Here is a 23,603-nt window from a genome sequence, read left to right on the forward strand (position 1 = left end):
GCCGCAATAGCCTGTCAGCGGATGGCTTGCAATAACATAAATACTCATTATACCAGTTAGCAAGCTTTAACTTGGGCCTGAGAGAGAACCATGATCCGCCTGACCTATCGCATAGAGACGCCCGGCTCGGTGGAAGCGCTGGCGGCCAAGATTGCCAGCGATCAATCGACGGGAACCTTCGTCGCATTGCCAGGCGAGACAGAGGAACTGAAGGCGCGAGTGGCCGCCCGCGTTGTCGGCATCCGCAGCCTGCCTTCGTCGGATCGCGCTTCCTTTCCCGATGAGGCCCACGGCGCCATCCATTTCAACAGGGCGGATGTCGACATTGATTTCCCGTTGGATGCCATCGGCACCGATCTCTCGGCATTGATGACGGTCGCGATCGGTGGTGTCTTCTCGATCAAGGGCATGACCGGCATTCGCGTGGTCGGCATGCAGCTGCCAGAGGCGTTCGCTGCGGCGCATCCCGGTCCGCAGTTCGGCGCGCGCGGCAGTTTTGCGCTGACGGGGGTGAGCGGGCGCCCGATCATCGGAACCATCGTCAAGCCGGCGCTGGGATTGCGGCCGAGCGAGACCGCCGAGATGGTCGGCGAGCTGATCGACGCAGGAATCGATTTTATCAAGGACGACGAAAAGCTGATGAGCCCGGCCTATTCGCCGCTAAAAGAGCGCGTGGCCGAAATCATGCCGCGCATTCTCGATCACGAGCAGAAGACCGGCAAGAAGGTCATGTATGCTTTCGGTATCAGCCATGCCGATCCGGACGAGATGATGCGCAATCATGACATGGTGCTTCAAGCCGGCGGAAATTGTGCCGTGGTCAATATCAACTCGATCGGGTTCGGCGGTCTCGCCTTCCTGCGCAAGCGCTCGGGCCTCGTGTTGCATGCCCATCGCAACGGTTGGGACATCCTCACGCGCCATGCCGGCCTTGGCTTCGAGTTTTCCGTCTGGCAGCAGTTCTGGCGCCTGCTGGGTGTGGACCAATTCCAGATCAACGGCATTCGCGTGAAATACTGGGAGCCGGATGAGAGTTTCGTACGCTCCTATAGGGCTGTCAGTACGCCGTTGTTTTCCGAAAGCGACGTGGTGCTGCCGGTAATCGGCTCGGGCCAATGGGGTGGACAGGCACCGGATACGATCGCGGCCACGGGAGGCTCGACCGAGCTTCTCTATCTTTGTGGCGGCGGTATCGTCAGTCATCCCGGTGGCCCCGGCGCCGGTGTGAAAGCGGTCAAGCAGGCATGGGAAGCAGCCGTCGCCGGAGTTCCACTGGAAACCTATGCGAAGGACCACCCGGAGCTTGCGCAATCCATAGAGAAATTTGCAGATGGCAGGGCGGCCTGAGACATGACGCGACCGCTGATCAGCTACTACGGCGACGATTTTACCGGCTCCACGGACGTCATGGAGGCATTGTCCTCCAACGGCGTCGAAACTGTGCTGTTTCTGAAGGTGCCGGACGCGGCGTTATCATCGCGTTTCTCCGGGGCGCGCGCGTTCGGTCTTGCCGGGACGAGCCGCAGCGAGACGCCGGAATGGATGGACGTGCATCTGCGCGGAGCCTTTGAATGGCTGAGAACATTGGATGCAGACCTTTGCCACTACAAGGTTTGCTCGACATTCGATTCCGCTCCGCATGTCGGCAATATCGGCCGCGCGATCGAGATCGGCCGCAACGTCTTCGGCGCCAAGACCGTGCCGCTCATCGTGGGCGCCCCGCAGATACGCCGCTATACGGCGTTCGGCGAACTGTTTGCCGCATACCAAGGCGTGAACTATCGCATTGATCGCCACCCCGTGATGTCGCGCCATCCGGTCACGCCGATGGATGAGGCCAATCTGCTGCGGCATCTTTCCCGTCAGACGAAGCTGTCATCGGCACTCGTCGATGTCGTTTCACTTCTCGCGGCCGGCCGGCCGGAGAAGGCCGATATCATGCTTCTCGACGTCCTCGACGAGGCAAGCCAGAGCGCCGCCGGTTCGCTGCTCTGGACCCAGCGACGGGAGAACGGTCGCTTCGTTTGCGGCTCCTCGGGCGTCGAATACGCGCTGCTGCCGGCCTGGCGAAGCGAAGGGATCCTTGGCGCCAAGCCGGTCTTTGTCGCAGCCGGCCCGGTCGACCGACTTGCTGTCGTTTCCGGCAGCGTTTCGCCGACGACGGAGCGGCAGATCCGGCACGCGATTGGAAACGGCTTCGAGGGCATCATGCTCGATCCCATTGAATTGTCGCGCGAAACGGAGGGGCCGGAGATTGCGATCACCGTGGAGGCTGCACTCAAGGTGTTGAGGGAGGGACGCAGCGTCATCCTGTACACGGCGCTCGGGCCGGCAGCCGACAGGGGGGGCGATCTGTCGAACAGTGCGCGCCATCGTCTCGGTCGGGCGCTCGGCCGCATCCAGGCCGCCCTTGTTTCGCGCGCCGGATTGTCACGGGCCGTTGTCGCCGGCGGCGACACGTCGAGCCATGCGCTGGGCGAGATGGGAATTTCCGCCTTGACCCTGAAGATGCCCCTCCCGCAGACACCCGGATCGCCACTCTGCATCGCTCACGGCGGTCCCTCGGACGGCCTGGAGATAGCGCTCAAGGGCGGTCAGGTCGGCGGCGACGACTATTTCTCCATGATCCGCGCCGGTCGCGTCTAACGCACCTTGCGCGGTGCCTGAGCTTGCGCGGGAGCGCGCGCAACGACGAACTTAATGATCAGTTCGGCAATCGACCCTTCGCCTGTTCGTTTCAGTTCCTTCGTAATTTCGAGCCCTTCGAGCGTACCGAACGGAGCCGTCAATACGCGGTTTCGAAGCGGTCTAGACATGGACCGGAGCGAGCCGTTCGTGCGCCCGCCCGCGGACTCCGCATTTTCGCCTTTCGGATCGATACAAATGGCGCGCGACCTGCGGTCGGCAGTTTCTGAATAGGCCTGCAAGCGGAACCGATCGGTAGCTGCGGCGTTTGGACTAGCCTTTGACTGACACAAAAAAGTCGGAGCCGCGGGTCATGGCCCCCTTGTGGCGCGCGTGAAGGCGCACCGCTCGGCCGGCATGATGCCGGTGACAAGCGCAACTGGCGCGGGGGCCTCCCAATAAGAGGAATATAGAACATGTCGATACCTTCCAAACTTTTCGCAACGGTGGCCTTGCCAGTCTTTGCAGTATCATTCGTGGTTCAGCCGGCGCTGGCCGAGAGCCTGATGGCACCGTTCCAGGTCGCGCAGGAAGGGTCCGACCAGCAGTCGCCCGAGGATTTGCTGCTGCTCAAGAAGCACAAGAAGCAGAAGGCCGCCGAGGAAGGCCAGACAGAACAACAGCAACCGCAGGCCGAGGCGCCGCAGCGCCAGGCAGAAGAGCCGTCGCGCAAGAAGCGCAAGCAACAGGCTGAAGAGCAGCAGCCCGGTTCCGAGGAAAGCGCACCGCGGCAGGCTGAAGAACAACAGGCGCCCGAGCGTAGGAAGCGCAAGCAGCAGGCCGAACAACAGCAGCCTGGTGCAGAGGAGGGCGCGCCGCGACAGGCCGAAGAGCAACAGGCGCCTCAGCGCAAGAAGCACAAGCAGCAGGCTGAGGAACAGCAGCCCGCGGTAGATGAGGGGGCTCCGCGGCAGGCTGAAGAACAGCAGGCGCCCGAGCGCAAGAAGCGCAAGCAGCAGGCTGAGGAACAGCAGCCCGCGGTAGATGAGGCGGCTCCGCGGCAGGCTGAAGAACAGCAGGCGCCTCAGCGCAAGAAGCACAAGCAGCAGGCCGAAGAGCAGCAGCCTGGTGTAGAGGAAGGCGCTCCGCGGCAGGCTGAGGAACAACAGGCGCCCGAGCGCAAGAAGCGCAAGCAGCAAGCCCAGGAACAACAGCCCGCCGTAGAGGGAGAGACCCCGCAGCAGGTCGAGGAACAGCAGGCGCCCGCGTCCAAGAAGCGCAAGCAGCAGGCAGAAGGGCAGCAGCCCACTCCGGAGGACGGCACCCCGCAGCAGACCGAGGAACAGCAGGTGACCACGCCCAAGAAGCGTAAACAGCAGGCGGAGGGTCAGCAGCCCGCCACAGAGGAGGGCACGCCGCAGAACGCCGACCAGCAGCAGGTACCGGTACCCAAGAAGCGCAAGCAGCAAGCCGAGGGACAGCAGGAAGAGCAGAAAGCCCTGGAAAAGAATGCCGTACCGTCCGCCGAGCAGCCAACGCCACAGACAGGTGAGGGTGAGCAGCAGCCGGTTCCAGGCTCCGAACAGCCCGCAACGGCCGAGCAGCGCCAGGGCGAGGAACCTCAGGCCAAGCCTGCTCCGGTCGTCGTCGACAAGCGAACGAAGGAAGAAAAGCGCAAGATCGCCCAGGATCCGGCGGCGACCGACGAAACCGTCGTGCTTCCGGTCGATAACGGCGCGGCTGTGCTCGACAGTGACAAGGACGCCGACAAGTCCGGTGGCGACCAGGGGCGCGAGGCTCGGCGCAAGCAGCGCGAAGAATTGCGCGTCCAGGAAAAGAACGTAGCGCCGCCGACGGATGACGCCGCGGCCCAGGCCGAAATACCGGCCGACGTGCGGCAGGCGGTTCCGCAGAGGATCGAGGCCGGGATCAAGGAGGAAGGCCGACGCGTCGACGCGGCGCCAGCCTTCGCGGTTCCCGACACCACGAACATCGTCAACAACACCGTCATCAACAACACGGTGATCAACAACACGACGGTCAACAACACCACGAACAATGATGTGACCGAGGTGCACGTGGTCGAGAGGCACGACGATCGCGTCGTCCTTGGCGTCGGCGACCAGATCTTCGTGCGTGGCGACGATCGTCCGCGCCTGCGCCACGACGCGCAGGAAGCGTACTACGACGAGCTTCCGCGCGGCCGCGTTCGTGAGACGATCGTGCGCCCGGGCGGCTACCGGATCGTTACCGTCTATGACCGGTATGGTGACGTGTTGCAGCGCTCACGCGTCGATGGCGACGGCAACGAATATGTGCTGATGTACGCACCGGACTATCAGGACGAACGGCGCCCGGCGATTGTCGACGTTGGCTATGACCTGCCGCCGATGCGCCTGACGATCCCGGTCGATGACTACATCGTCGACTACTCGCAGGAGCCCGATCGGGATTACTACGAGTTCCTGTCTGAACCGCCGGTCGAGCGCGTGGAGCGTGTCTACACCATCGATGAAGTGCGCAATTCGGCCCGTCTCCGTGACAAGGTCCGGCGCATCGATCTCGACACGATCCATTTCGAGACCGGCAGTGCCGAAGTGTCGATGTCGCAGGCAAAGACATTGCGGACGGTCGCCGACGCCATGCAGAAGGTACTCGGCAAGGATCCCGGTGAAACCTTCTTCATCGAGGGGCACACTGACGCTGTCGGTTCCGACCGCTCGAACCTGGTCCTCTCCGACGAGCGTGCCGAGTCCGTCGCGGTCCTCCTGACGGAAGTCTACGGCATCCCGGCGGAGAACCTGGTGACGCAAGGCTATGGCGAGCGCTTCCTGAAGATCAGCACGCAGGAGCCCGAGGAGGAGAACCGCCGGGTGACCATCCGCCGCGTGACACCGCTGGTGCGCCCGGTCGCGCAGCGATAACGGAAATCTGCACCGCCATGCGTCGTTTCAGATACATGGCGGTGCAGCATGCCGAGTACTTCTTTCGTAAGGCGGACATGACTGCGGCCTATCGCGGTCAATGCGGACCTGCCGCACATTTTTCACTGGAACGAATAATCGGCCGGAACCATCTGGGTTTCGATGGCGAAGGTGACCTCGTCGCCGAGTTCGGGGATCGCGAAATCCAGCCCCCATTCACTGCGGCGGATACTGCCGGTTGCCGAGAAGCCGATCTTCGGGACGCCCATCATCGGATGCTCGGCCATCGAGCCGTTGAAGGTGACGTCGAGTGTTGCCGGGTGCGTCTCGCCGCGGAAGGTGAGAAGACCTTCGACGGTGCCGGTCTTTTTGCCCGTGATACGGACCGCCCTGGAGACGAAGGTTATCGGCCGGGCGGCGAGGAACGTGTCCTCACCGCCGATCTCGGCATCGAAGTCCACTTTTTCCGGCCAGGGATAGTCGGTGCGGACCGATAGCGGATCGATCGTGACGGAGAGGGTGGAGGTATCCGGCCGGTCCGGCTTCCAGTCGAGCCGCGCGTCGACCCTGGTGAAGCGTGCAGTGTAGTGGGAAAGGCCGGAATGGCTGAACGACCAGTTGAAACTCGAATGCGAAGGGTCGGTCTTGTAGGCGCCGGCGGGCGCCGGGTCGCTGGCGGCGGCAAGAGCGACGGTGCCGGTGGCAAGAGCGAACGAGAAAGCAATAATGCGAAGCATGGATGTTTCCTTGATTGCGGAATGATGGCGCCGGCTCAAGCGGCCCTGTCACGACCGATCGCCTGGACACGCTCCCAGACGCGTCCAGGCCGGGGGACGTTGAGGTCGAACACGCTGTTGAATATGTCGGCGAGTTGGTCTGCGCTGGTGATGCGCTGTTCGCTGAGGCCTTCCGCCGACACGCGGCGCAGGCGGTCATTCTGCAGGGCGACATAGCCGTCCGCCGTGTGCCGCAGGACCGCAAGTGCATTGGTGAACGGCGAGCCCGGATCCTGCATCAGCCAGCCTTGCGTTGCGGCCATGGCCGCCTCGTCGCTGTGGTCGGGCCGGAAATCGAAGCTCTTGGCGATGCCGTGTGCGTGGTTGTTGAAGCGCAGCCAACCACCATCCGCCGGCATGATCGAAAAATCGAAGCCGCGCTGGCTGAACGGCCCGAGGGCAAGCGGCACCGGCTCGACGATGGCGTCCGCCACGCCGACCTCAGCAAGATAGGGACGGTCGAGATCGACGCGCAGGGTGAGATGATTGCCGACGGCGATGTCGCCGAGCTTTTCCCGCTCGACGCCGCCGCAAAGGCGGGTCACGCGGAAGCCGAGGGCGGCCAGGGCCGCGCCAAAGAGGCCATTCATCTCGTAGCACCAGCCACCGCGCCGGCCCTCGACCATCTTGGCAAAAGCCGCGGCTGGACTGATTGCGGAAGGCCACCCCATGAAGGCATCCAGTGCCTCCCAGGTGAAATTCATAAGATGGGCGCGATGCAGTTGCGACAGGCTGCGAATATCGAGGCAAGCCGGATGCTCCATTCCGATCCGGACGAGATAGGCCTCGAGCTGTGCTGCGGTCAGTGTCAATTCGTCTTCATTCGAAGGCACGTGTGTCATCCTTCGGTCTCCTTTCGATGGACCGTTGCTGCGTTTGCGGTGCGTGTTTCGGGTTGGTTCAGGCGACCTGACGGTCGTCGTCAGGCAGAAAGGTCAGGCCGAAACCCTTGGCGACAGAGGCGATCTGCTCCGGTGTTTCGGGCCTGCAGAGTTCGACGATGGAAAAGAAGTCTTCAAACCCGCCTGGCGTGACCACGACCATCAGGTGGCCTTCTGCTTTCCCGATATTGCGGAACCGGTGTGGCACGCCACGCGGCAACGCGATGCAGCCGCCGTCGGTGAGTTCGACATAGTCGCCGGCGCACCAGAAGCCGAAGCGCCCGGCAAGGACGCGGATCAACTCGTCCTCCCGCTCGTGCACATGAAGCGGCGGGCCTTCGCCGGCTGGAACATGGGCCTCGAACATGCCGAGCGAACCGCCCGTATTGGTTGCCGTCATGCGGACGACGTGTTTGCCGAACGCCATCGCCGGCGTCCCATGTCCCGGCGGAGTGACCGCCGCATAGGTGAACTTCTTCATTTCTCTCTCCAGGTTCGGATGCATCCTCGATGCTTTCGCTCATGCCGAAGGACGCAGAAATCCCGTCTCCACCGCGGCGTTCGGGGCGAAGTCGATATGTTTCGCCCGGGCGACACAGGGGCCGTCCAAGAGCGCTGATTGGTGGATTTCCAGGCCGTCCAGCCGGTACGGCCCCTCTATAGCGCACCGCAAAAACCGGCGTTCCTAAATGAATATGCAAGGCGTCCCTAATATCCTAAAAGTTTGCTAAGAAGGCCAAGGACACGCTACGGGGAACGACAGTGAAGCTCGACGACAAGCTCCTCGACTTTTTCAATAGGCCGCTGATGTGCATCATTGCTGTCGCCGACGAGACGGGCCGCCCCTCTGCGGGACGCGGTGTGGGCTTCCAGCTCCTCGAAGACCGCGAGACGATCGACGTCCTCTTTTCCGACTGGCAGTGGCCGCGCCTCGAGCCCTGCATCCGGCAGACCGGGCGCATCGCCGCCACCTTCGTCAGCCCCTCGGATTACGTGAGCTTCCAGTTGAAGGGGTTGGCTTCGATGCGGAAAACGGAAACGGCCGACCTCGATCGCGCCGATCGTTTCATGACGGCAGCGACAGACGAACTCGAGTCTCTTGGTGTGCCCCGGGACCTCATCGCGCCATGGTTGACAGCGCGCGAAACGAGGGTCGCCCGGCTGGCGATCAGCGAAATCTATGTCCAGACGCCGGGTCCGCTCGCCGGCATGCTGGCCGGGGCGAGGTCGCAATGAACCTGCGGCTTTCCGATCTTTGCGCCTGTTTCGAGGGTGTCATCCCGTCCATCATCGCCACGGCTTCGGCCGATGGGATGCCGAACATCTCCTATCTCTCCCATGTAGTGCAGGTCGATGAGGAACATGTCGCGCTCTCCAACCAGTTCTTCGCCAAGACGGCGGCAAACGTGCGTGCCAATCCCAAGGTCACGTTGATCCTTGTCGACGGCTTCACCGGAGACCAGTTCCTGCTCGACATCGGCTTCGTGCGATCCGTCGATGCCGGCGCACTGTTCGACAAGATCGCCCGCCAGCTCAAAGCGAGCAGTGCGCAGGTCGGCATGTCGGATGTCATGCGGCTCAGGAGTGCCGACGTCTTTCGCGTTCACGCGATTGAAAAGGTTCGCTCACCGGTGGAGACCGGTTCGACCATGGCAGGTCGCGCGCCCGTCAGCCTTCCCGCCCTTTCGGAGGCGATCAACGCCATCGAGCGGCAGGCGGAAGCCGACGAAATCATCGACAGCCTGCTCGGCGAGGTCCAGCGTGTTCTCGGATACGGCAACGCGCTCGTGCTCATCCACGACCACCATCGCGGTTGCCTGATCACCACCGGCAGCATCGGCTATGAGCGCTCGGGGCTCGGATCGGAAGTCGCCGGCGGAGAAGGATTGATCGGTGCTGCGGCAACGAGCGGCCAGACGGTCAAGGTCAGCGACATGAGCCGCGTACGTCGCTTCGGCGAGGCGATGGGCCTGGAAACGGAGGGCGCCGAAGACGCCACACGCACGGTCGGCTTCCCGCAATTGCCGCGGGCCATGAGCCAGATCGCCGTCCCCATGACCAGCCGCGGCACCGTAGCGGGCGTGCTCTATGTTGAAAGCACGGAACGGCTGGCCTTCCGTCAGGAAGACGAGGCGGCTCTCGAAATCCTGGCGAAACAGGCTGCCAGTGCGCTCAGAGCCAGCGAGAGGGAGGCAGCCGCAGCTGAGCCGCGGCAGGCCGTACCCGCACCTCAGCCGGCGGTCAACGGGCGAGCAATCCGGGTTGCTCATCACCGCTTTGATGACAGCGTGTTCGTCGACGGCACCTACATCGTGAAGGGCGTCGCCGGCACATTGCTGCGGCTGATGCTCGACTGGCATCTGAGCGACGGGCGAAGCGAATTCACGAACAGGGAAATGCGGCTTGCGGCCGGCGCCCGCATGCCGGAGATCAAGGACAATCTGGAAACCCGGCTCCTGCTGCTCCGTCGCCGGCTCGAAGAAAAGCACGCGCCCATTCGCCTTGTTCGCGTCGGCAGAGGCCGCGTCCGGCTGGAGGCTGAGGGGTCGCTCGTGCTCGAAGCGACCACGGGTGATGGGCTGTGACCCGGTACCGCAGCACCTTTCGTCCCGGAAATTGATGGACCAGATCGCTCCGGTGGAGGCGTGAGCTGTTAAATCCCTGACCCGTCGAGCTCTTCTTCATCGTCGCCTTCCCACGGGGTGGGCATCGACGTGCGAGTGAGATTGGCCGATGGCATCGGCATCCAGCACTTCAGTTCCGGCTCGGCGTATTCGATGATGCGCCCGGGGGAGGAATCAGAAGCACGCCAGCCTTCTGCACCGAACTGATCGCCATTCGACCAAAACGCGAGGTCGACTTCCGCCGCTCCCTGTTCGGACGGTCGGATCGTGACGAGGATCCGACTGCCGTTTTTCGGCGCACTTGCCATGTGACGCCAGTTGTCTGGCTCGGCCATCATTTTTCCTCCTGCCTCGCTACAGGTTGCAAGTGTCGCCGCGCGATCGAAAACGGTCAACTCAAACTTTGCGCAACCCATCGTGCAGCGATTACCGGTGGCAGTCTGTCGCCCTGCTATCCATCAGCTGCAGGCCACGCTCTTGGGTTTTCAAGGACTTGGACACGCCAGTCATACCGGCGACAACTCCGATCGTGGCAAACGGGAGGATACGAAATTCGGCCGCCGGACAAATTCGACAGCGCCGTGTTCCCCGATGCAACGGCCCCTTAAAGGTACTTGGCGATAGCCTTGAGTCCATCGAGCGCCAGCCGCTGGTGCCGGTCGATGCCGCCGATCGTGTCTTCCAGGCAATGGTCGAGATGATCCTGGATCAGGCTGCGCTTGGCGTTGGTGATGGCCTTCTCAACGGCATGGAGTTGTTGCGTGATATCGAGGCACGGGCGACCGTCCTCGATCATGGCGATCACGCTTCTCAGATGGCCTTCGGCGCGTTTCAGCCGCTTCACGATCTCCGGGTGGGTCTCGTGTTTGTGTTCGTTCATGAAGGCTTCCTGTCCGTTGAAACGTGATCCGTTTTTGCGGAGAACCGTGACTTGGCGCTTACGCTTTAAGCCCAAATAGGTTCTCTGCGTTGCGGAAACAGATCTTTTCCATGTCGGCGGCGGGGAGATCGAGCCCCTCCAGGATCTTGATCGTGTCGCGGATGTAGCCGGGACCCTTTTCCGGATCGAATGGAGAATCCGAAGCGAAGAGGATGCGGTCGCTGCCATAGAACTCCAGGCCGCAGAGCGTCGCAGCGCGGGAGCCGAATACGGCGGTGTCGGCATAGAAATCCTTGAAGTAGTCGAGCGGCCTCTTCTTCAGCCGTTGAAGCACCAAGGAGAGGTCTTCATCCGATGTCCGCTTGCCGAGCTGATCCCAGCCCGGGCCGACGCGGCCTTCGAAATAGGGCACCATCGCACCCATATGGTGGGCGAGGACCTTGAGATCGGGCAGGCGATCCATGAACCCGGAAAACACCAGGCGCGCCATGGCCGCGCTCGTTTCGTAGGGCCACCCGAACGTCCACCAGATCTCGTACTTCGATTTGTCCTCGGTCGCATAGTCGGGCATGGACGCGGTGCGTGATGGGTGCAAAAGCACAGGCTTTCCATGCCGCGCAGCCGTCTCGAATATCGGGAAGAAACGTTCCTCGTCGAGCGGCGCGCCGTTGACGTTCGTATGGATCTGCAGGCCGTTGGCGCCAAGCTCGGTAAAGGCGCGTTCAGCCTCTTTGACAGCCGCCTCGGGTGCATTCATCGGCAGGGCGGCAACGAAACCGGCGAAGCGATCAGGGTGCGCGTTCACCAGGGCCGCCAGGCCGTCATTGCCGATGCGGGCCAGTTCTGTCGCCAGTTCCGGGCCGCCCATCGCCTCCAGCGGCGGCATGCCAAGAGAGAGGATCTGCGTGTAATCCCGAAACTGGTCCATCACCCGGAACCGCGTTTCAAGATCATGGATGCAGGGAACGCCCTGCATGCGCCGACCGATATCCTTGCCCGCGCCTTCCAGCTGCTGGATGCGGTCCCATAGGGCTTTCGGAAAGAAATGGTTGAATGCGTCGATGTAATGCATGAGTTCCTCCGGACGACCGATGAAGCCGGTCAACTGCGTTGCAGGTGGCGCACGAGATAGGCAAACGTTGCCTTGAACATCTCGTCGCGAAACATGTGCTTGCGCTTGGCTTGGACGTCCTCCGGCTTGCCAAGCGCCTTTGCACCGCCGGCTGCTTCCACCCAGAGCTGCATCATGCAGGCGTTCTCAAGCGACAAGGCGAGATAGACGGCTTGCTCAATGGTCGGTGCAGCGGTGACGAGGCCGTGGTTCTGCAGCAACATCGCGCCGTGGGTCCCCAGTGTCGTCGCTACCGCACGGCCACGATCTGCCGTCGTGATCAGTTCGGTCGTTTCGGAAAAGACGGGAAGTCCTTCCGCGAAGATCGCACCGGGATGGCCTATGGCCTGGAGCGGCTTGCCAAGTGCGGAAAAGCTGACGGCATGCGGCGCATGGGTATGAACGACGGCGTTAATGTCGGGGCGCGCGCGCAACACTTCGGAATGGATGTAGACCTCGTTGTGTCGGCCATGGTCGCCCTCGATCTTTTCGCCATCGAGGCCGACGGTAATGATGTTGTCGAGGGCGATTTCCTCAAGGCCGATCTTGGACGCCTTCATGTAGAAGCGGTCCGGGGCGTCGGGGACGCGCAGGGAGATGTGACCGCGGGTCCAGTCCCCTTGTCCTGCCTGTTCCAGAATGCGCCCGGCTTCGATCATGCGCTGCTTCAGCTCGTCGTGCACGCCGGCCTCCGTTGGTTTCGGCGGCTGTTGGCAGTTCGTCGCCTGCCAGGCCGGCCTGAATTCGTTGAGTTCGGTGGGGGTGGGACAGCGGTCACACACGGTGCTTGTCACCGCGCTTTCGACCCTGCGAGAGGTCGACAAAGAGCTCGGAGAGTTCGACCTTCCTGTCGATCAGACCCTGTTGCAGGGCGTAGCCGACGGCCGTCTCTATCGTCCTTATGTTTTGATCGTTGAGGCCGTAGGCCCAAGGGTCGTCGCCCAGGATCGCCTGCTGCTCCTCCCAGGCCTCGCGATACCAGGCCAGCGGCACGATGCGCGGATTTTCCATGCGCTCCATGGCGATGCGCTTGGCCTCGTTGAAGGCCTGGTAAAGGTTGATCGGTACCCAGGGATGACGCGCGACGATTTCGGGACGGATGCCGAGCACGTGCATGATGGGAAAGATGCCGGTGCGTCTGAAGTACTCGACTTCCTCGCGCTTGTAGTCAGGAAACAAACGTCCAACGCGCGGATCCTTCTTCACGATCGGATCGATCAGATCGGGGTGGAGGAGGGCGTCGATTTCGCCGTCGACCAGCATCTGCTCGACGGATTTGTCATCCGGCAGCCGATGCAGCCTGAGGTCGGCAGGGGGCGTGAAGTCGACATCTTCATCGAGTTCGGCGTACCAGTCCATGGAGGTGTGCGGTACGCCGTACTCGCTCTCCAGCAGACCGCGCTGCCACAGGGTCGCCGTCACGAGATAGTTCTTCACGCCAACCTTGCGACCGATCAGGTCTTTCGGTTCGCGGATGCCGCTTCCTGTGTTGGTGTAAATGAAGCCATGCCGGAAGCGGCGGTGCAGGAAGACCGGAATCGCTTCGAAGGGCAGGCCGCGGCCCTTGGCCGCGATGTATGAGGAAAGCGAGACCTCGGCCACATCGAATTCACGATTTCGCAGGAAGCGCCAATGTCGCGTGGTGGAGTCCATCTCCGTCAGGATGGTGAGTTCGATGCCGTCGGGCCTGACCGTACCTTCCTTGAGGGCGCGAACGATCTCGTAGTCGCCGCACGCGAGCGTCAGCTCCAGCTTTTTTGTCATGCTCTCCTCCTCTGCGGCCCGTAATCGGACGGCGTCGACACCATGCTTCAGTCGCAATTTCTTGTCCAGGGTTTTTTGTAAAATCTCAAATTATGAGATTTGGCGAAGATTGGCATTGACGAAAGAAATCGCCCTGCAATACTGAACGGACGAGAGATAAGGCGGAATGCGCGATCGAAATGCCGAGAACGGTTGCCGAAAAGCCAACCGTAGCGTTCACCCATGTTTGATGGAATCCCATAATGTATGAAGCGGATGTCGTTATTGTCGGAGCCGGTCCAGTGGGGCTGACGCTCGCAATCGATTTGGGACAAAGAGGGGTGCGCTGCATCCTGCTTGAGAAGAAGGAGAGTCCCGAATTCCTGCCGAAGATGGAGCGCTGCAACGCTCGCACCATGGAGATCTTCCGGCGTATGGGGTTGGCCAAGAAGATCCGGGCGGCGGGTCTCGACGCATCGGTGCCGATGGACGTCTATGTCGTCCTCTCGATGAGCGAGCCTCCATTGCTCCGACTGCCCTATGCCTCGGTGTCGCTGGCGCAGGAGGAGATCGCGCGATCCAAGGATGCTGCGCTGCCGCTCGAGGCCTACCAGTTGATATCGCAATACACGCTGGAGCCGCTGCTGAAGTCTGTCGCTGAAGCGCTCCCGACGGTTTCGGTCCGCTATGGCTGCGAGTTCCTGTCGCTGGAGCAGGACGCGTACGGGGTAACGGCGAAGATCGTCGACGGCAAGGGAGGTCTGGGCGAGATCCGGGCAAAGTTCCTGGTCGGTTGCGATGGCGGTGGGAGCCCGGTGCGCAAGCAGCTTGGGATCAAACTGCGCGGCGAGGGAAATCTCCTGCATCTGCGGCAGGCGCTCTATTCCAGCCAGACATTGTATGATCGGATCCCGATCGGCGATGGTCCTGGCAGGGGGCGGCACTTCCATGTGGCGGACGGGCAGGCGACGTTCCTGATCATGCAGGATTCCACCAGGCATTGGACGTTGCATGCCGTCGTCGAGCGCGACGAAGATATGGCGGAGCAGTTCGAAAAGGCGGTCGGTGCGCCAGTCGACTACACCATGCTTTACGTCGGGCAATGGAAGCAGAACCTGCTTCTGGCCGATCATTACGGTATTGGCCGGGTTTTCCTTGCCGGTGACGCGGCCCACCTGGTGATCCCCACCGGCGGGCTCGGCATGAACACGGGCGTCGGCGACGCTGTCGACCTTGGTTGGAAGCTTGCGGCCGTGCTGGAAGGATGGGGCGGCCCCAATCTTCTCCGATCCTATGAGATAGAGCGCAGGCAGATAGGCGATCGCAATGTCGGAGCGTCTCGCTATGCGTCGCTCGGCCGCCGCAAATGGCGCGCCCAGTATCGACCGGACATTCGCGACGCGACACCGCAGGGCCAGGCGACGCGTGACAACCTCAGGAGCGTCGCGGATGTCGAGCAGCGCAAGACCAACGAGATGATCGGGGCCGAGCTCGGATATCGCTATGTCGGGTCGCCTGTCATCACCGACGAGCCGGGCGGGCCGGAGCATCTCTTTCGCGAATACCACCCGACGACGTGGCCAGGAGCACGCCTTCCACACATCTGGCTCGATAACGGCGCGGCCGTGCAGGACCTGATCGGGAATGGCTATACCTTGCTGCGGCTGGGTGGAACCGGCGCCGACAGCGGGGGGCTGGCGCAGGCGTTCGCTGCCCGCGGCGTACCTTTCGCGGCCGTTGACATTGCGGAGCCAAGAGCCCGCGACATCTATGGCTATGACCTGATCCTGGTCCGGCCGGATATGCACGTCGTCTGGCGTGGCCGGCAGGCGCCGGAAGATGCGGATGGGCTGGCGGCCATGGTGACCGGTCATTGAGGAAAGGGGGCCGCAGGCCCCAGGAGGGACCGCGGCCCGGACGCGCGATCGTGACAAATCGGCGCTATTGCTTCTCGAAGGCTTCATGGCCGAGGCCCAGGCTCGGAAAGACCAGCGACTTGATCACCACCGGCACGGCACCGGAAGTCTCCAGCATTGCGCCAATATCGATGAAATCGAATTCGTCGAGCTTGATGCCGTCGATCGAGATCACCCGTGCGACATTCGCCTCCTGGCGGCAGTGCATGCCGACCAGCCCGCCGATATCGCCTTCGCCGACAAGAATGAGCGGGTGGCCCTTGGCAAGGATCGGCGCAAGGCCCATCAGCACCCCTCGGCAGAAGCCATCGAGCCGTCCGTAGCTGGCGGAGCCTTCCCACTCGTAGCAAAGCCCAACCGGGCTTTCGCCTTCGACAAGGTCGAGCCTTGCGAGCGCGTCGCTCACGGCCTCGGCGATGGAGCCGGTATCGATTTCTTCGCCAAAGGAGAGCGATGGCTTGATCACGGGGACATTGCGGATTGGCAACGACCCCAATGGTTCGACGTAAATCGTGCTGCCGCTAACCTGCACGGTGTATTGCGACGCGCCGACCACGGTCGCGCGGATACCCTGCTGCGGGATCTCCAATGTCGGTGGCCAACCCGCAAGTTTCTTTCTCAGAGCCGCCGCGAGCAACGGGCCGAGATCGCCGAAACGCTGTTCTTCCCCGGCATAGAGGAATTCCGAGACGCCACCGGATATGGTCACGACATCCGGAAGTGGCCCGGCCGGTAGGGCCGGGAGACGGAGCAGGGCCGTTGTCTGCGGCCGCATTGATCCACCCTGCATCGTCTCGAACAGGCACTCGACCATGGTGTTGGCAATATTGCCTGCGTCCGTCTCCGCGAGAACAGCTCCAAGGACGACAGAAACGCCGGCCTGGGCTGCAAAGTATTGGCCTGCTTCCTCGATGCGGGTCACGCGGCGGTCGTCGTCGAAGGCGATGACGCGCGCGCCGATGTCGATCGCGGTGATGTGCCGGATCGAACCGCCTTCGCACAATGCGAGCTTCGACGTGCCGCCGCCGATATCGACGTTGAGTACGCGGGTATTTGCCTTTGCCGAGCGCGCAACGGCGCCCGAGCCGAAGGCGGCGAGCGTGGTTTCCAGGCCATCGCCTGCGCTGACGACCACGAATTTGCCGGTCTGGGCGGAGAAGATGTCGCCGATCGCACGCGCATTGCTTCTGCGCACCGCGACGCCGGTCAGGATAAGGGCACCGGTATCGATGGCGTCAGGTGTCAGACCGGCGGCGTCATATTGCTGCGCAATGAAGGCGCCGAGCGCGTCGGCGTCGATCTCGTTGTTGCCTCGATAGGGCGTCAGCAGGACGTCCGACTGGTGCAACAACGTGCGTTCGACCACCATATAGCGGGTGTCGAGCCGCTCGAGCACGATGCGCGAGAAGGCGAGATGCGAGGTGGAGGAGCCGATATCGATGCCGACGCTTGTCAGCACGATTTCGTCCTCCAGCTCCATGCTGCGGCCGATGTTCGAAAAGAATATGCGACCGCCCTGTTCTTCCTCGTCGTCGGCCATGGGTCAGACCACGGTCGACAGCTTCTTCGAGGTGTCGGCCGGCTTTTCATACCATTCCGGCTTCATGCGCACCTCCACGTCGTTCTTCTTCAACAGCGCCTCGTATTCCGCACGGATATGGGGATCCTCCATCCAGTAGGGGATGGCGGTGCCGCCCTCGTTGACGTCGATCGCCGTATAGTCGGTGTGCTTCTCGCCGGGTGCGCCGGGGTCGCGGCCAGGGTTGTGCGGGCCAAACCAGGCCGTGAGGCGGAAGGGCTCCTTCGACACGCTGAAATGCTGGTGATACCAGCGGGCGCCGCCGGGCGCGGCGGTGACCATGCCGTATGGGCCATAGTCCAGCCGGCGCACGCGATGGCCGTGGCCGTCCTTCCAGGGATTGACGCCGCATTCTTCCGGCCAGGTGTAGGTGTAGCCTTCGCCCTTGAGGCAAATGAGGATCGCTGCCGACGTATGTGCATGCGCCTTTGAGTAGCGACCATTTTCGTGTTGGCCGATCCAGTAATAGAAGGCGTTGTTGGTCATGAAGGGCTCGACGCGGCGATAGCCGACGGAACGGCGATTATCGAGGGGCAGGTCGCAGTTGACCGCGTCCGGCAGAAAATTGGTGCGGCGCATGGCAAGGCCGCGCACCGGATCCGGCTCGATCTCCTCTCGGTATTTGTAGAAGTCGTCCGCGCCGGAGAAGCGATCGCGGAAGACGAAGGGGTTGTTGAAGACCGCCTCGACGTTCTGGATCTGGTTCAGCACGTTCGGGGCCGTCGTGCCTCCAAGCAACAGCGCGGGGCTGTTGGTGGCGTTGACGATGCGGTGCATCGCATTCATCGGGATGGAGAACATCGAGCCCTCCTGCCATTCGAAGACATGCTTCTTGCCTTCGCCTTCGATCCAGACCTCCGTTGAGCCACGTCCTTCGACGACCAGATAGATCTCCTCGTACATGTGCTTTTCGGCGTTCAGTGCGCCCGCTGCCGGGACTTCGACGAGATGGCAGCCCCACTTCGTTTCGGTGCCGTAGAGTTGGATATACGTGCCGCGACCGCCGGTCCGCTTCCAAGTCGTCAGCGGCAGGTTCTTCACATTGGACACACCGAGATCACGGAAGACGGGAATGCCTTCGCTTTCCATGAACTGATCATAGGGGGTGGGCTGCTTCTTGAACTCGCCAAAGCCAGCCTTTTTCGTTCCGGCCGGCTCATGCCAGTGCGTGCCGGTTCCGCCGCCAAGTGGGTCCTGATGCATCGTCGTCTCCTCTCAAATCCGGTTTCAGGAGGGGATTCGATGCATTGCGCCGCACGGCAGCGATCAACCCTCTCCGGTTGGAGAAGGACGCTAAACAGATGCCCATCGGTGCGGTAGCGCGATTTCGGAAAGGGCTTGTTTCTGAGGGGAAGCGACAGGATCAGCCGTAGGCGATGGTCTTGGAGATCACACCGGCACAAAAGGTAACGCGTTCGGCGATGTCCTCGAGGGACCGCGCCTGGATTTGACCATCAGGCAGCGTCAGGCTGAGGCTGCCGATGATCTCGGACTGGGCATCGAAGACCGGGGCAGCGACGCCTGTCACACCCGGTGTGACGTCGCCTCGCGTGCTCACCCAGCCGCGTTGGCGCTGTTCGCGCAGGATCGCCTTTGCATCCTTCAGCGTCGTGCCAAAACCCGCTTCGGCGAACTCGCCCGTGGCCTGCCCGTGAAATTTTCGCAGTTGATGATCGGGCAGATAGGCGAGGATCGCGAGCGAAGCTGCCCCATGCAGCAGCGAACGCCGACGGCCCCGTTCATAGCTGGAGTGGATCAGATCGGTGCCGCTTTCCTGGTGCACGCACATCACCTCGAGGCGATAACGGCGGCATAGGAGTGCAATGCCGCGAAACTGAGCCGCCAACTCCTCCATGACCGGTCGCGCCGCACGGATCAACACGTCGCCCGTGCGGATTTTGTAGTCCAGCTCGACGATGCGCGGGCCGAGCATGTAGCCGACCGATGGAAGCGACGTCAGCAGCCCCGCATCCGTCAGGGTCTTCAGATAGCGGTACAGAGTGGATCGGGTGTAGCCGAGCCTTTCATGCATTTCGTCTATGGTCACGGTTACGGCCTTCTCCTCACCGTCGAACAGGTCGAGGAGCCCGAGCATCTTTTCATGGCTATTCAAGCGAGGTGGCTCCCCGAAATGGCGAATGGAGGCCTCACAAATGGACGAAAAGCGGGGCGATGTCGCAACGGCATGTCTCTCAGCTCGGGTTTGCAAGCGGCGAGAACCGCCGCCGCGCCGGCCGCCGGCGCCGGGAAGGCGGGCGGGCCGAAGCAGCGGCCATTGTCTGTCAGCATGAAGCGGCCATCAAGCGGTTTCGACAGCGACCCCGGCAGGCCTGTGGCCTGTGGCCGTTCAGGCTTCTGCCACCCAGGTCTCGGGGAAGACCCCTTCGCGGATGGCGCCGAGCGTGTAGTAGTTCCAGAGTTTGCGGATGTGGTGGCCGCGGCGGAAGCTGTGCGAGAAGGATTCGATCTCCGCTTCCGTCAGCGGCTTCGGCTTGCCAAGCGAGCAGGCGCGATAGGCAGCCTCGGCATTCTCCACGAGATGGACGGAATCGATGAAGACCCCACGCACGGTTTCGGCCGTTACGATCTGGCCGTGTGCGCGGATCTGCATGGCATGATGGTCGCCCAAAGTCTTCACGATCGCTCTGCCGCGCTCGGCGTCGTCGACGTGCGCCGGGTCGGGATGGACCGGAATGCCACTCTTCCAGCGAATGGCGTGGTTTTTGAAAGCGCGCAACGGCACGTCTTCGACGAGAGTGAAGACGTTGGTGACGTCGTGGTGGAAATGGGCGATCGCATTGACGTCGGAGCGGTGCCGATAAATCTCACAGTGCAGGAAAACTTCGGATGGCGGCCTGACACCGGACGGGCCGACCACCACCTTGCCGTCAAGATCGCAGATCAGGAGGTCTTGTGGACCGACCTCGGCACGACTTTTGTTCTGGGGCTGAACAAGAAACGTTTCTCTTCCCGGAAGCCGGGCCGATACGTGGCCGCTATACTCGAGGATTTTCATGCTGTTGAGCAGTCGGGTGCTCATGGATACGTCCAGCCTGAGCGTTTCCTCAGAGTGCCCATCCTGCGCGCCCGTCCCGTGTTCCACTAGCTTCGGCTCTGTCATTTCATCCTCCATTTTTGATAAATCCTAAAATATGGGATTTTTGCAAAATGACAAGCGGTCGCGGTGATCGCCGAGCTAGACCTCGATCAGCACGTGATCGTCCTCGATGACCACCTTGTAGGTTTTTACCGGGACCATGCACGGCGGCGCGACGACTTCGCCGGTGCGCAGGTCGAACGCGCCGTTGTGGAAGTCGCATTCGATCGTGTGGCCGTCGAGATAGCCTTCCGACAGCGAGCCAGGGCCGTGCGTGCACAGGTCGTCGGTCACGTAGAACACGCCGTTGACGTTGAATACGGCGAGGACGAGGTCACCCTCCTCAACGCGAATGGCGCTGTCCCAATCCACCTCGCTCGTCGAACACAACCGGATTGTGGTGCATGCCTCGGCCATTTTGCAGTTCCTCCTCTGAGATTCAGGCGGCGCTTGACGACGCCCCGTTGGGCGAGTACGTTCCTTAAAAAGAAACAGCGTTCCGTATAAAGGAACAATCACAGGATAGACGATCATTCAAGAACGTCAACCCGAATTTCCAGCACCCAGCCCTCGGGCAACAGCTGCGGATCCGGGGCGACAGGGAAACGATGCTGCACGGGCAGCTTCGATCTGGAGGAGAGAAATGCTCAAGAAGGAACAGAACGATCTACTGACCCAGACGGGTCCGGGCACGCCGATGGGCGATATGTTCCGCTGCTACTGGATCCCGGCGCTGCTTGCCGAGGAATTGCCGGACAACGATTGCGCGCCGGTTCGGGTCAAGCTGCTTGGTGAGCGTCTGCTGGCATTTCGCGACAGCGAAGGGCGCTATGGCCTTATCGACGAGTTCTGCGCGCATCGCGGCGTCTCGCTCTGGTTCGGTCGCAATGAGCAGGGCGGCCTGCGCTGCCCATACCATGGGTGGAAATACGACCACACCGGACAGTGCACGGAAGTTCCTTCAGAGCCGAAGGAAAGCGGCTACTGCGGCAAGATCAAGCTGAAGAACTATCCGCTGGTCAAGATCGGAGACATCCTGTGGACCTATATGGGGCCGGCCGACAAGCAGCCGCCCCATCCCGAATGGGAATTCTCGCTTGTTCCTTCGGAGCAGACCTTTACGTCGAAGCGGTGGCAGGAGTGCAACTGGCTGCAGGCCATGGAAGGCGGCATCGACTCCAGCCACGTCTCGTGGCTGCACAGCGGCAGCCTCAACAGCGACCCGCTTTTCAAAGGCGCGCGCGGCAACAAGTACAACATGTCCGATTCCCGTCCCTTCTTCGAAGTGACCGATAGCGCCGGCGGCCTCTATATCGGCGCGCGGCGCAATGCGGAGGAGGGGCACTATTACTGGCGGGTCACGCCGTGGGTCATGCCGTCGTTCACCATGGTGCCGCCGCGCGGAAACCACCCGGTTCATGGACACTTCTGGATACCGATCGACGACGAGAACTGTTGGGCCTGGAGCTTCGACTATCGTCCGGAGCGCGCTCTGACGCAGGAAGAGCGGCAGGCAATGATCGACGGCAAGGGCATTCACGTGGCCTATGTTCCGGGCACCTATCGCCCTCTCGCCAACAAGGACAACGACTACCTGATGGACCGCGAGGCCCAGCGCAAGGGCACCACCTATTCCGGCGTAGAAGGCATCGCCATGCAGGATGCCTCGTTGCAGGAAAGCATGGGGCCGATCGTCGATCGCTCGAAAGAAAACCTCGTGTCGACCGACAACGGCATCATCATGGCCCGCCATCGCCTGATGAAGGCGGCGCGGGCGCTGCGTGACAAGGCCATCACGCCTCCCGGCGTCGATCCGGCCCATCATCGTGTCCGCTCTGCGGCAATCGTCCTGCCGGTCGAAAAATCCTATGTCGATGTCGCCGAAGAGGCGCTCGTCGTCATCGAGGGCAAGGCACCGACAAGCGTCTGATCGAAAGGCGCCGCCGGCACTCATTCGTGGGAGTCGGCGGCCGCAACTCAGGGACATGGGTCTTCGGAACGGAGGAGAACATCTATGCAGCTCGGAATGAGCGAGAGTGCGCGCTTCAGCACAGCGGAGGAAGCCTGCTTCCGTATCAGCTATCCCAATTCGCGGCCCCGCAAGTCGCGGATCATCGCGCTGGATTCGGCAAGTCTCAAGACACTCCGCAACCTTGCCGGCCTCACCTGGAACGGTGCGCGCTTCCTCAGCTACGTGGCGCCCAAGCCGGCGAGCGATACGCTGCACATGCTGTCTGTCGACGCGGAGCTCGAGGACCTGGACGGCAAACGTTCCAGCCTTGTCGAGGAGCTCGCGGATGCGGACGTGGTGGTGATGGTGACGACGGCCGGCAATGCCGCGGAGGCGGCCGAAGTCATCGGGAATGCCTGTTTCGTGCGCAACAAGCTGGCCACTGGCCTAGTGCTGAGCGCGCCCGACGTGGCCTACGAAGTGCTGTCGCGCACACTCTCCAACATGCGTCCGTTCGCGGCCATGCTCGTGATTTCCAATGGCGACGAATATGTCGGCGAGATGCTGAGTGCCTTGAGGGTTTGAGATCGGTCGGGCGGCGTTGCCGGATACCAGCGTAATCGTGTTATGGACGAGCCACGAGCCTACAATCGGATGACCTGATCATGAACGCACCCAAGAAGCAGACTGCGCAGCAAGACAAGGGCCCCGCCACCCGAAACCGCCTTTCGTCGGTGGCGACCGCCATCCACCTCTTGAAGGCCTTTACCGAGAACGAAGCGGAAATCGGTGTGAGCGCGCTCGCGAAGAAGCTCAAAGTGGCGAAGAGCACGGTACACCGGCTTGCCCAGACCCTGGTTTCCGAAGGGCTTCTCGAGCAGAACCCGCAGACGGAGCGTTATCGCCTGGGCGTTGGTCTTTTCGCGCTCGGCACGCTCGTGCGTCGGCGCATGGATCTGCCGAACGAGGCGCGCCCGTATCTGTTCGATCTCAGAAAACTGACGGGCGAGACGATCATTCTCGGCATCCCCTCGGATGGCGAAGTCATGCATATCTACGATCTTGAAAGCCCGCAGGCGCTGGCGATGAAATCGGATCTCGGTGCGCGCAAGCCCGCCCATTGCAGCGCGGTCGGCAGAGCGATCTACGCCTTCGCGAGCCCCGCCGTTGTGGACCAGGTACTGACCGGTCAGCTCAAGCGTCGCACCCCGAAATCGGTCACGGATCCGGAGCGATTGCGCGCGATTTTCGCTGAGGTGCGCGAGCGTGGCTTTGCGCTCGAAGACGAAGAAAACGAACCGGGTATCCGCGGGATCGCGGCACCCGTTCGCGATTCCACCGGTGCCGTCATCGGCGCAGTCGGCATCGCAGGCCCTCTGCAGCGCCTCTCGATCGAGGCCCTTGAAGGATTTTCGCAGCCGCTTCTTGCCGCGGTCGCGTCCATTTCATCCCGCCTTGGTTACACGGCGGCCTACCAGCATGACCTAGGGAGTTGA

22 protein-coding genes are annotated in these 23,603 nt (G+C 62.2%); 9 read left to right on the forward strand and 13 right to left on the reverse strand.

Features of this window, described 5'->3' with window-relative positions; translation table 11 throughout:
• The first annotated feature begins 90 nt into the window (after positions 1 to 90).
• The 3 genes from oiaX to AB4Z53_RS20540 all read left to right on the forward strand — a co-directional run bounded on the left by oiaX (position 91) and on the right by AB4Z53_RS20540 (position 5,549).
• Positions 91 to 1,347, forward strand: a complete 1,257-nt coding sequence (oiaX, locus tag AB4Z53_RS20530) for a 3-oxo-isoapionate-4-phosphate decarboxylase OiaX (RefSeq protein ID WP_441597499.1) — start codon at positions 91 to 93, stop codon at positions 1,345 to 1,347.
• A 3-nt stretch (positions 1,348 to 1,350) separates the two neighbouring features.
• Positions 1,351 to 2,646: a four-carbon acid sugar kinase family protein gene (locus AB4Z53_RS20535; RefSeq protein ID WP_441597500.1), complete on the forward strand. Its 1,296-nt coding sequence runs from the start codon at positions 1,351 to 1,353 to the stop codon at positions 2,644 to 2,646.
• A 455-nt stretch (positions 2,647 to 3,101) separates the two neighbouring features.
• Positions 3,102 to 5,549 (forward strand): OmpA family protein, encoded by a 2,448-nt coding sequence (locus AB4Z53_RS20540; protein ID WP_441597501.1) that lies wholly within the window; start codon positions 3,102 to 3,104, stop codon positions 5,547 to 5,549.
• Between the two features lie 122 nt (positions 5,550 to 5,671).
• Here the strand turns inward: AB4Z53_RS20540 and AB4Z53_RS20545 are convergent, their stop codons facing one another.
• From AB4Z53_RS20545 to AB4Z53_RS20555, 3 genes are read right to left on the reverse strand one after another with little or no spacing between them, the layout of a single operon-like run.
• Positions 5,672 to 6,286 (reverse strand): YceI family protein, encoded by a 615-nt coding sequence (locus tag AB4Z53_RS20545; RefSeq protein WP_113536992.1) that lies wholly within the window; start codon positions 6,284 to 6,286, stop codon positions 5,672 to 5,674.
• A gap of 35 nt (positions 6,287 to 6,321) precedes the next feature.
• A complete protein-coding gene (locus tag AB4Z53_RS20550) occupies positions 6,322 to 7,167 on the reverse strand; it encodes an arylamine N-acetyltransferase family protein (protein ID WP_441597502.1) in 846 nt (281 codons plus the stop codon).
• Positions 7,168 to 7,225: 58 nt separating this feature from the next.
• Positions 7,226 to 7,687 (reverse strand): cupin domain-containing protein, encoded by a 462-nt coding sequence (locus tag AB4Z53_RS20555; RefSeq protein ID WP_113536994.1) that lies wholly within the window; start codon positions 7,685 to 7,687, stop codon positions 7,226 to 7,228.
• 281 nt (positions 7,688 to 7,968) lie between these two features.
• Between AB4Z53_RS20555 and AB4Z53_RS20560 the strand changes: the two genes are divergently transcribed.
• Together AB4Z53_RS20560 and AB4Z53_RS20565 are read left to right on the forward strand one after the other, a co-directional pair.
• The gene (locus tag AB4Z53_RS20560) at positions 7,969 to 8,442 is read left to right on the forward strand and encodes a pyridoxamine 5'-phosphate oxidase family protein (protein WP_113536995.1); all 474 of its coding nucleotides are present in this window, start codon (positions 7,969 to 7,971) and stop codon (positions 8,440 to 8,442) included.
• Positions 8,439 to 9,791: a GAF domain-containing protein gene (locus AB4Z53_RS20565; RefSeq protein WP_441597503.1), complete on the forward strand. Its 1,353-nt coding sequence runs from the start codon at positions 8,439 to 8,441 to the stop codon at positions 9,789 to 9,791. Before AB4Z53_RS20560 ends, AB4Z53_RS20565 begins: the two co-directional genes overlap by 4 nt.
• A gap of 68 nt (positions 9,792 to 9,859) precedes the next feature.
• Here the strand turns inward: AB4Z53_RS20565 and AB4Z53_RS20570 are convergent, their stop codons facing one another.
• From AB4Z53_RS20570 to AB4Z53_RS20590, 5 genes are all read right to left on the reverse strand, one after another.
• On the reverse strand, positions 9,860 to 10,165 hold the full coding sequence (locus tag AB4Z53_RS20570) for a hypothetical protein (RefSeq protein WP_113536997.1): 306 nt from the start codon (positions 10,163 to 10,165) through the stop codon (positions 9,860 to 9,862).
• 269 nt (positions 10,166 to 10,434) lie between these two features.
• Positions 10,435 to 10,710: a metal-sensing transcriptional repressor gene (locus tag AB4Z53_RS20575; RefSeq protein WP_441597504.1), complete on the reverse strand. Its 276-nt coding sequence runs from the start codon at positions 10,708 to 10,710 to the stop codon at positions 10,435 to 10,437.
• Between the two features lie 58 nt (positions 10,711 to 10,768).
• Positions 10,769 to 11,782, reverse strand: a complete 1,014-nt coding sequence (locus AB4Z53_RS20580) for an amidohydrolase family protein (RefSeq protein ID WP_441597505.1) — start codon at positions 11,780 to 11,782, stop codon at positions 10,769 to 10,771.
• Positions 11,783 to 11,811: 29 nt separating this feature from the next.
• Positions 11,812 to 12,504 carry a class II aldolase/adducin family protein gene (locus AB4Z53_RS20585; protein ID WP_441597506.1) on the reverse strand — a complete coding sequence of 231 codons (693 nt, stop codon included), beginning with the start codon at positions 12,502 to 12,504 and terminating at the stop codon, positions 11,812 to 11,814.
• Positions 12,505 to 12,595: 91 nt separating this feature from the next.
• Entirely contained in the window at positions 12,596 to 13,585 is a 990-nt protein-coding gene (locus tag AB4Z53_RS20590; protein ID WP_441597507.1) for an ABC transporter substrate-binding protein, read from the reverse strand.
• 242 nt (positions 13,586 to 13,827) lie between these two features.
• On the opposite strand from AB4Z53_RS20590, the gene AB4Z53_RS20595 reads away from it, so the two are divergent.
• Positions 13,828 to 15,441: an FAD-dependent monooxygenase gene (locus AB4Z53_RS20595; RefSeq protein WP_441597508.1), complete on the forward strand. Its 1,614-nt coding sequence runs from the start codon at positions 13,828 to 13,830 to the stop codon at positions 15,439 to 15,441.
• A gap of 64 nt (positions 15,442 to 15,505) precedes the next feature.
• Here the strand turns inward: AB4Z53_RS20595 and AB4Z53_RS20600 are convergent, their stop codons facing one another.
• The 5 genes from AB4Z53_RS20600 to AB4Z53_RS20620 form a co-directional block, all read right to left on the reverse strand.
• Positions 15,506 to 17,020, reverse strand: a complete 1,515-nt coding sequence (locus AB4Z53_RS20600) for an ethanolamine ammonia-lyase reactivating factor EutA (protein WP_441597509.1) — start codon at positions 17,018 to 17,020, stop codon at positions 15,506 to 15,508.
• Positions 17,021 to 17,023: 3 nt separating this feature from the next.
• Complete coding sequence (locus tag AB4Z53_RS20605; RefSeq protein ID WP_441597510.1) at positions 17,024 to 18,262, reverse strand: cupin domain-containing protein; 1,239 nt, start codon at positions 18,260 to 18,262, stop codon at positions 17,024 to 17,026.
• 160 nt (positions 18,263 to 18,422) lie between these two features.
• Positions 18,423 to 19,172, reverse strand: a complete 750-nt coding sequence (locus AB4Z53_RS20610; RefSeq protein WP_441597511.1) for an IclR family transcriptional regulator — start codon at positions 19,170 to 19,172, stop codon at positions 18,423 to 18,425.
• 234 nt (positions 19,173 to 19,406) lie between these two features.
• Complete coding sequence (locus AB4Z53_RS20615) at positions 19,407 to 20,099, reverse strand: class II aldolase/adducin family protein (protein ID WP_441597512.1); 693 nt, start codon at positions 20,097 to 20,099, stop codon at positions 19,407 to 19,409.
• Positions 20,100 to 20,255: 156 nt separating this feature from the next.
• Positions 20,256 to 20,573 (reverse strand): non-heme iron oxygenase ferredoxin subunit, encoded by a 318-nt coding sequence (locus tag AB4Z53_RS20620; protein ID WP_113537006.1) that lies wholly within the window; start codon positions 20,571 to 20,573, stop codon positions 20,256 to 20,258.
• Positions 20,574 to 20,799: 226 nt separating this feature from the next.
• Between AB4Z53_RS20620 and AB4Z53_RS20625 the strand changes: the two genes are divergently transcribed.
• The 3 genes from AB4Z53_RS20625 (at position 20,800) to AB4Z53_RS20635 (ending at position 23,603) form a co-directional block, all read left to right on the forward strand.
• Positions 20,800 to 22,086, forward strand: a complete 1,287-nt coding sequence (locus AB4Z53_RS20625) for an aromatic ring-hydroxylating dioxygenase subunit alpha (protein WP_441597513.1) — start codon at positions 20,800 to 20,802, stop codon at positions 22,084 to 22,086.
• A gap of 84 nt (positions 22,087 to 22,170) precedes the next feature.
• The gene (locus tag AB4Z53_RS20630) at positions 22,171 to 22,692 is read left to right on the forward strand and encodes a hypothetical protein (protein ID WP_441597514.1); all 522 of its coding nucleotides are present in this window, start codon (positions 22,171 to 22,173) and stop codon (positions 22,690 to 22,692) included.
• 80 nt (positions 22,693 to 22,772) lie between these two features.
• Positions 22,773 to 23,603 carry an IclR family transcriptional regulator gene (locus tag AB4Z53_RS20635; protein WP_113537009.1) on the forward strand — a complete coding sequence of 277 codons (831 nt, stop codon included), beginning with the start codon at positions 22,773 to 22,775 and terminating at the stop codon, positions 23,601 to 23,603.

The organism is Ensifer sp. 2TAB8 (assembly GCF_052115125.1).
Classification (GTDB): domain Bacteria; phylum Pseudomonadota; class Alphaproteobacteria; order Rhizobiales; family Rhizobiaceae; genus Ensifer.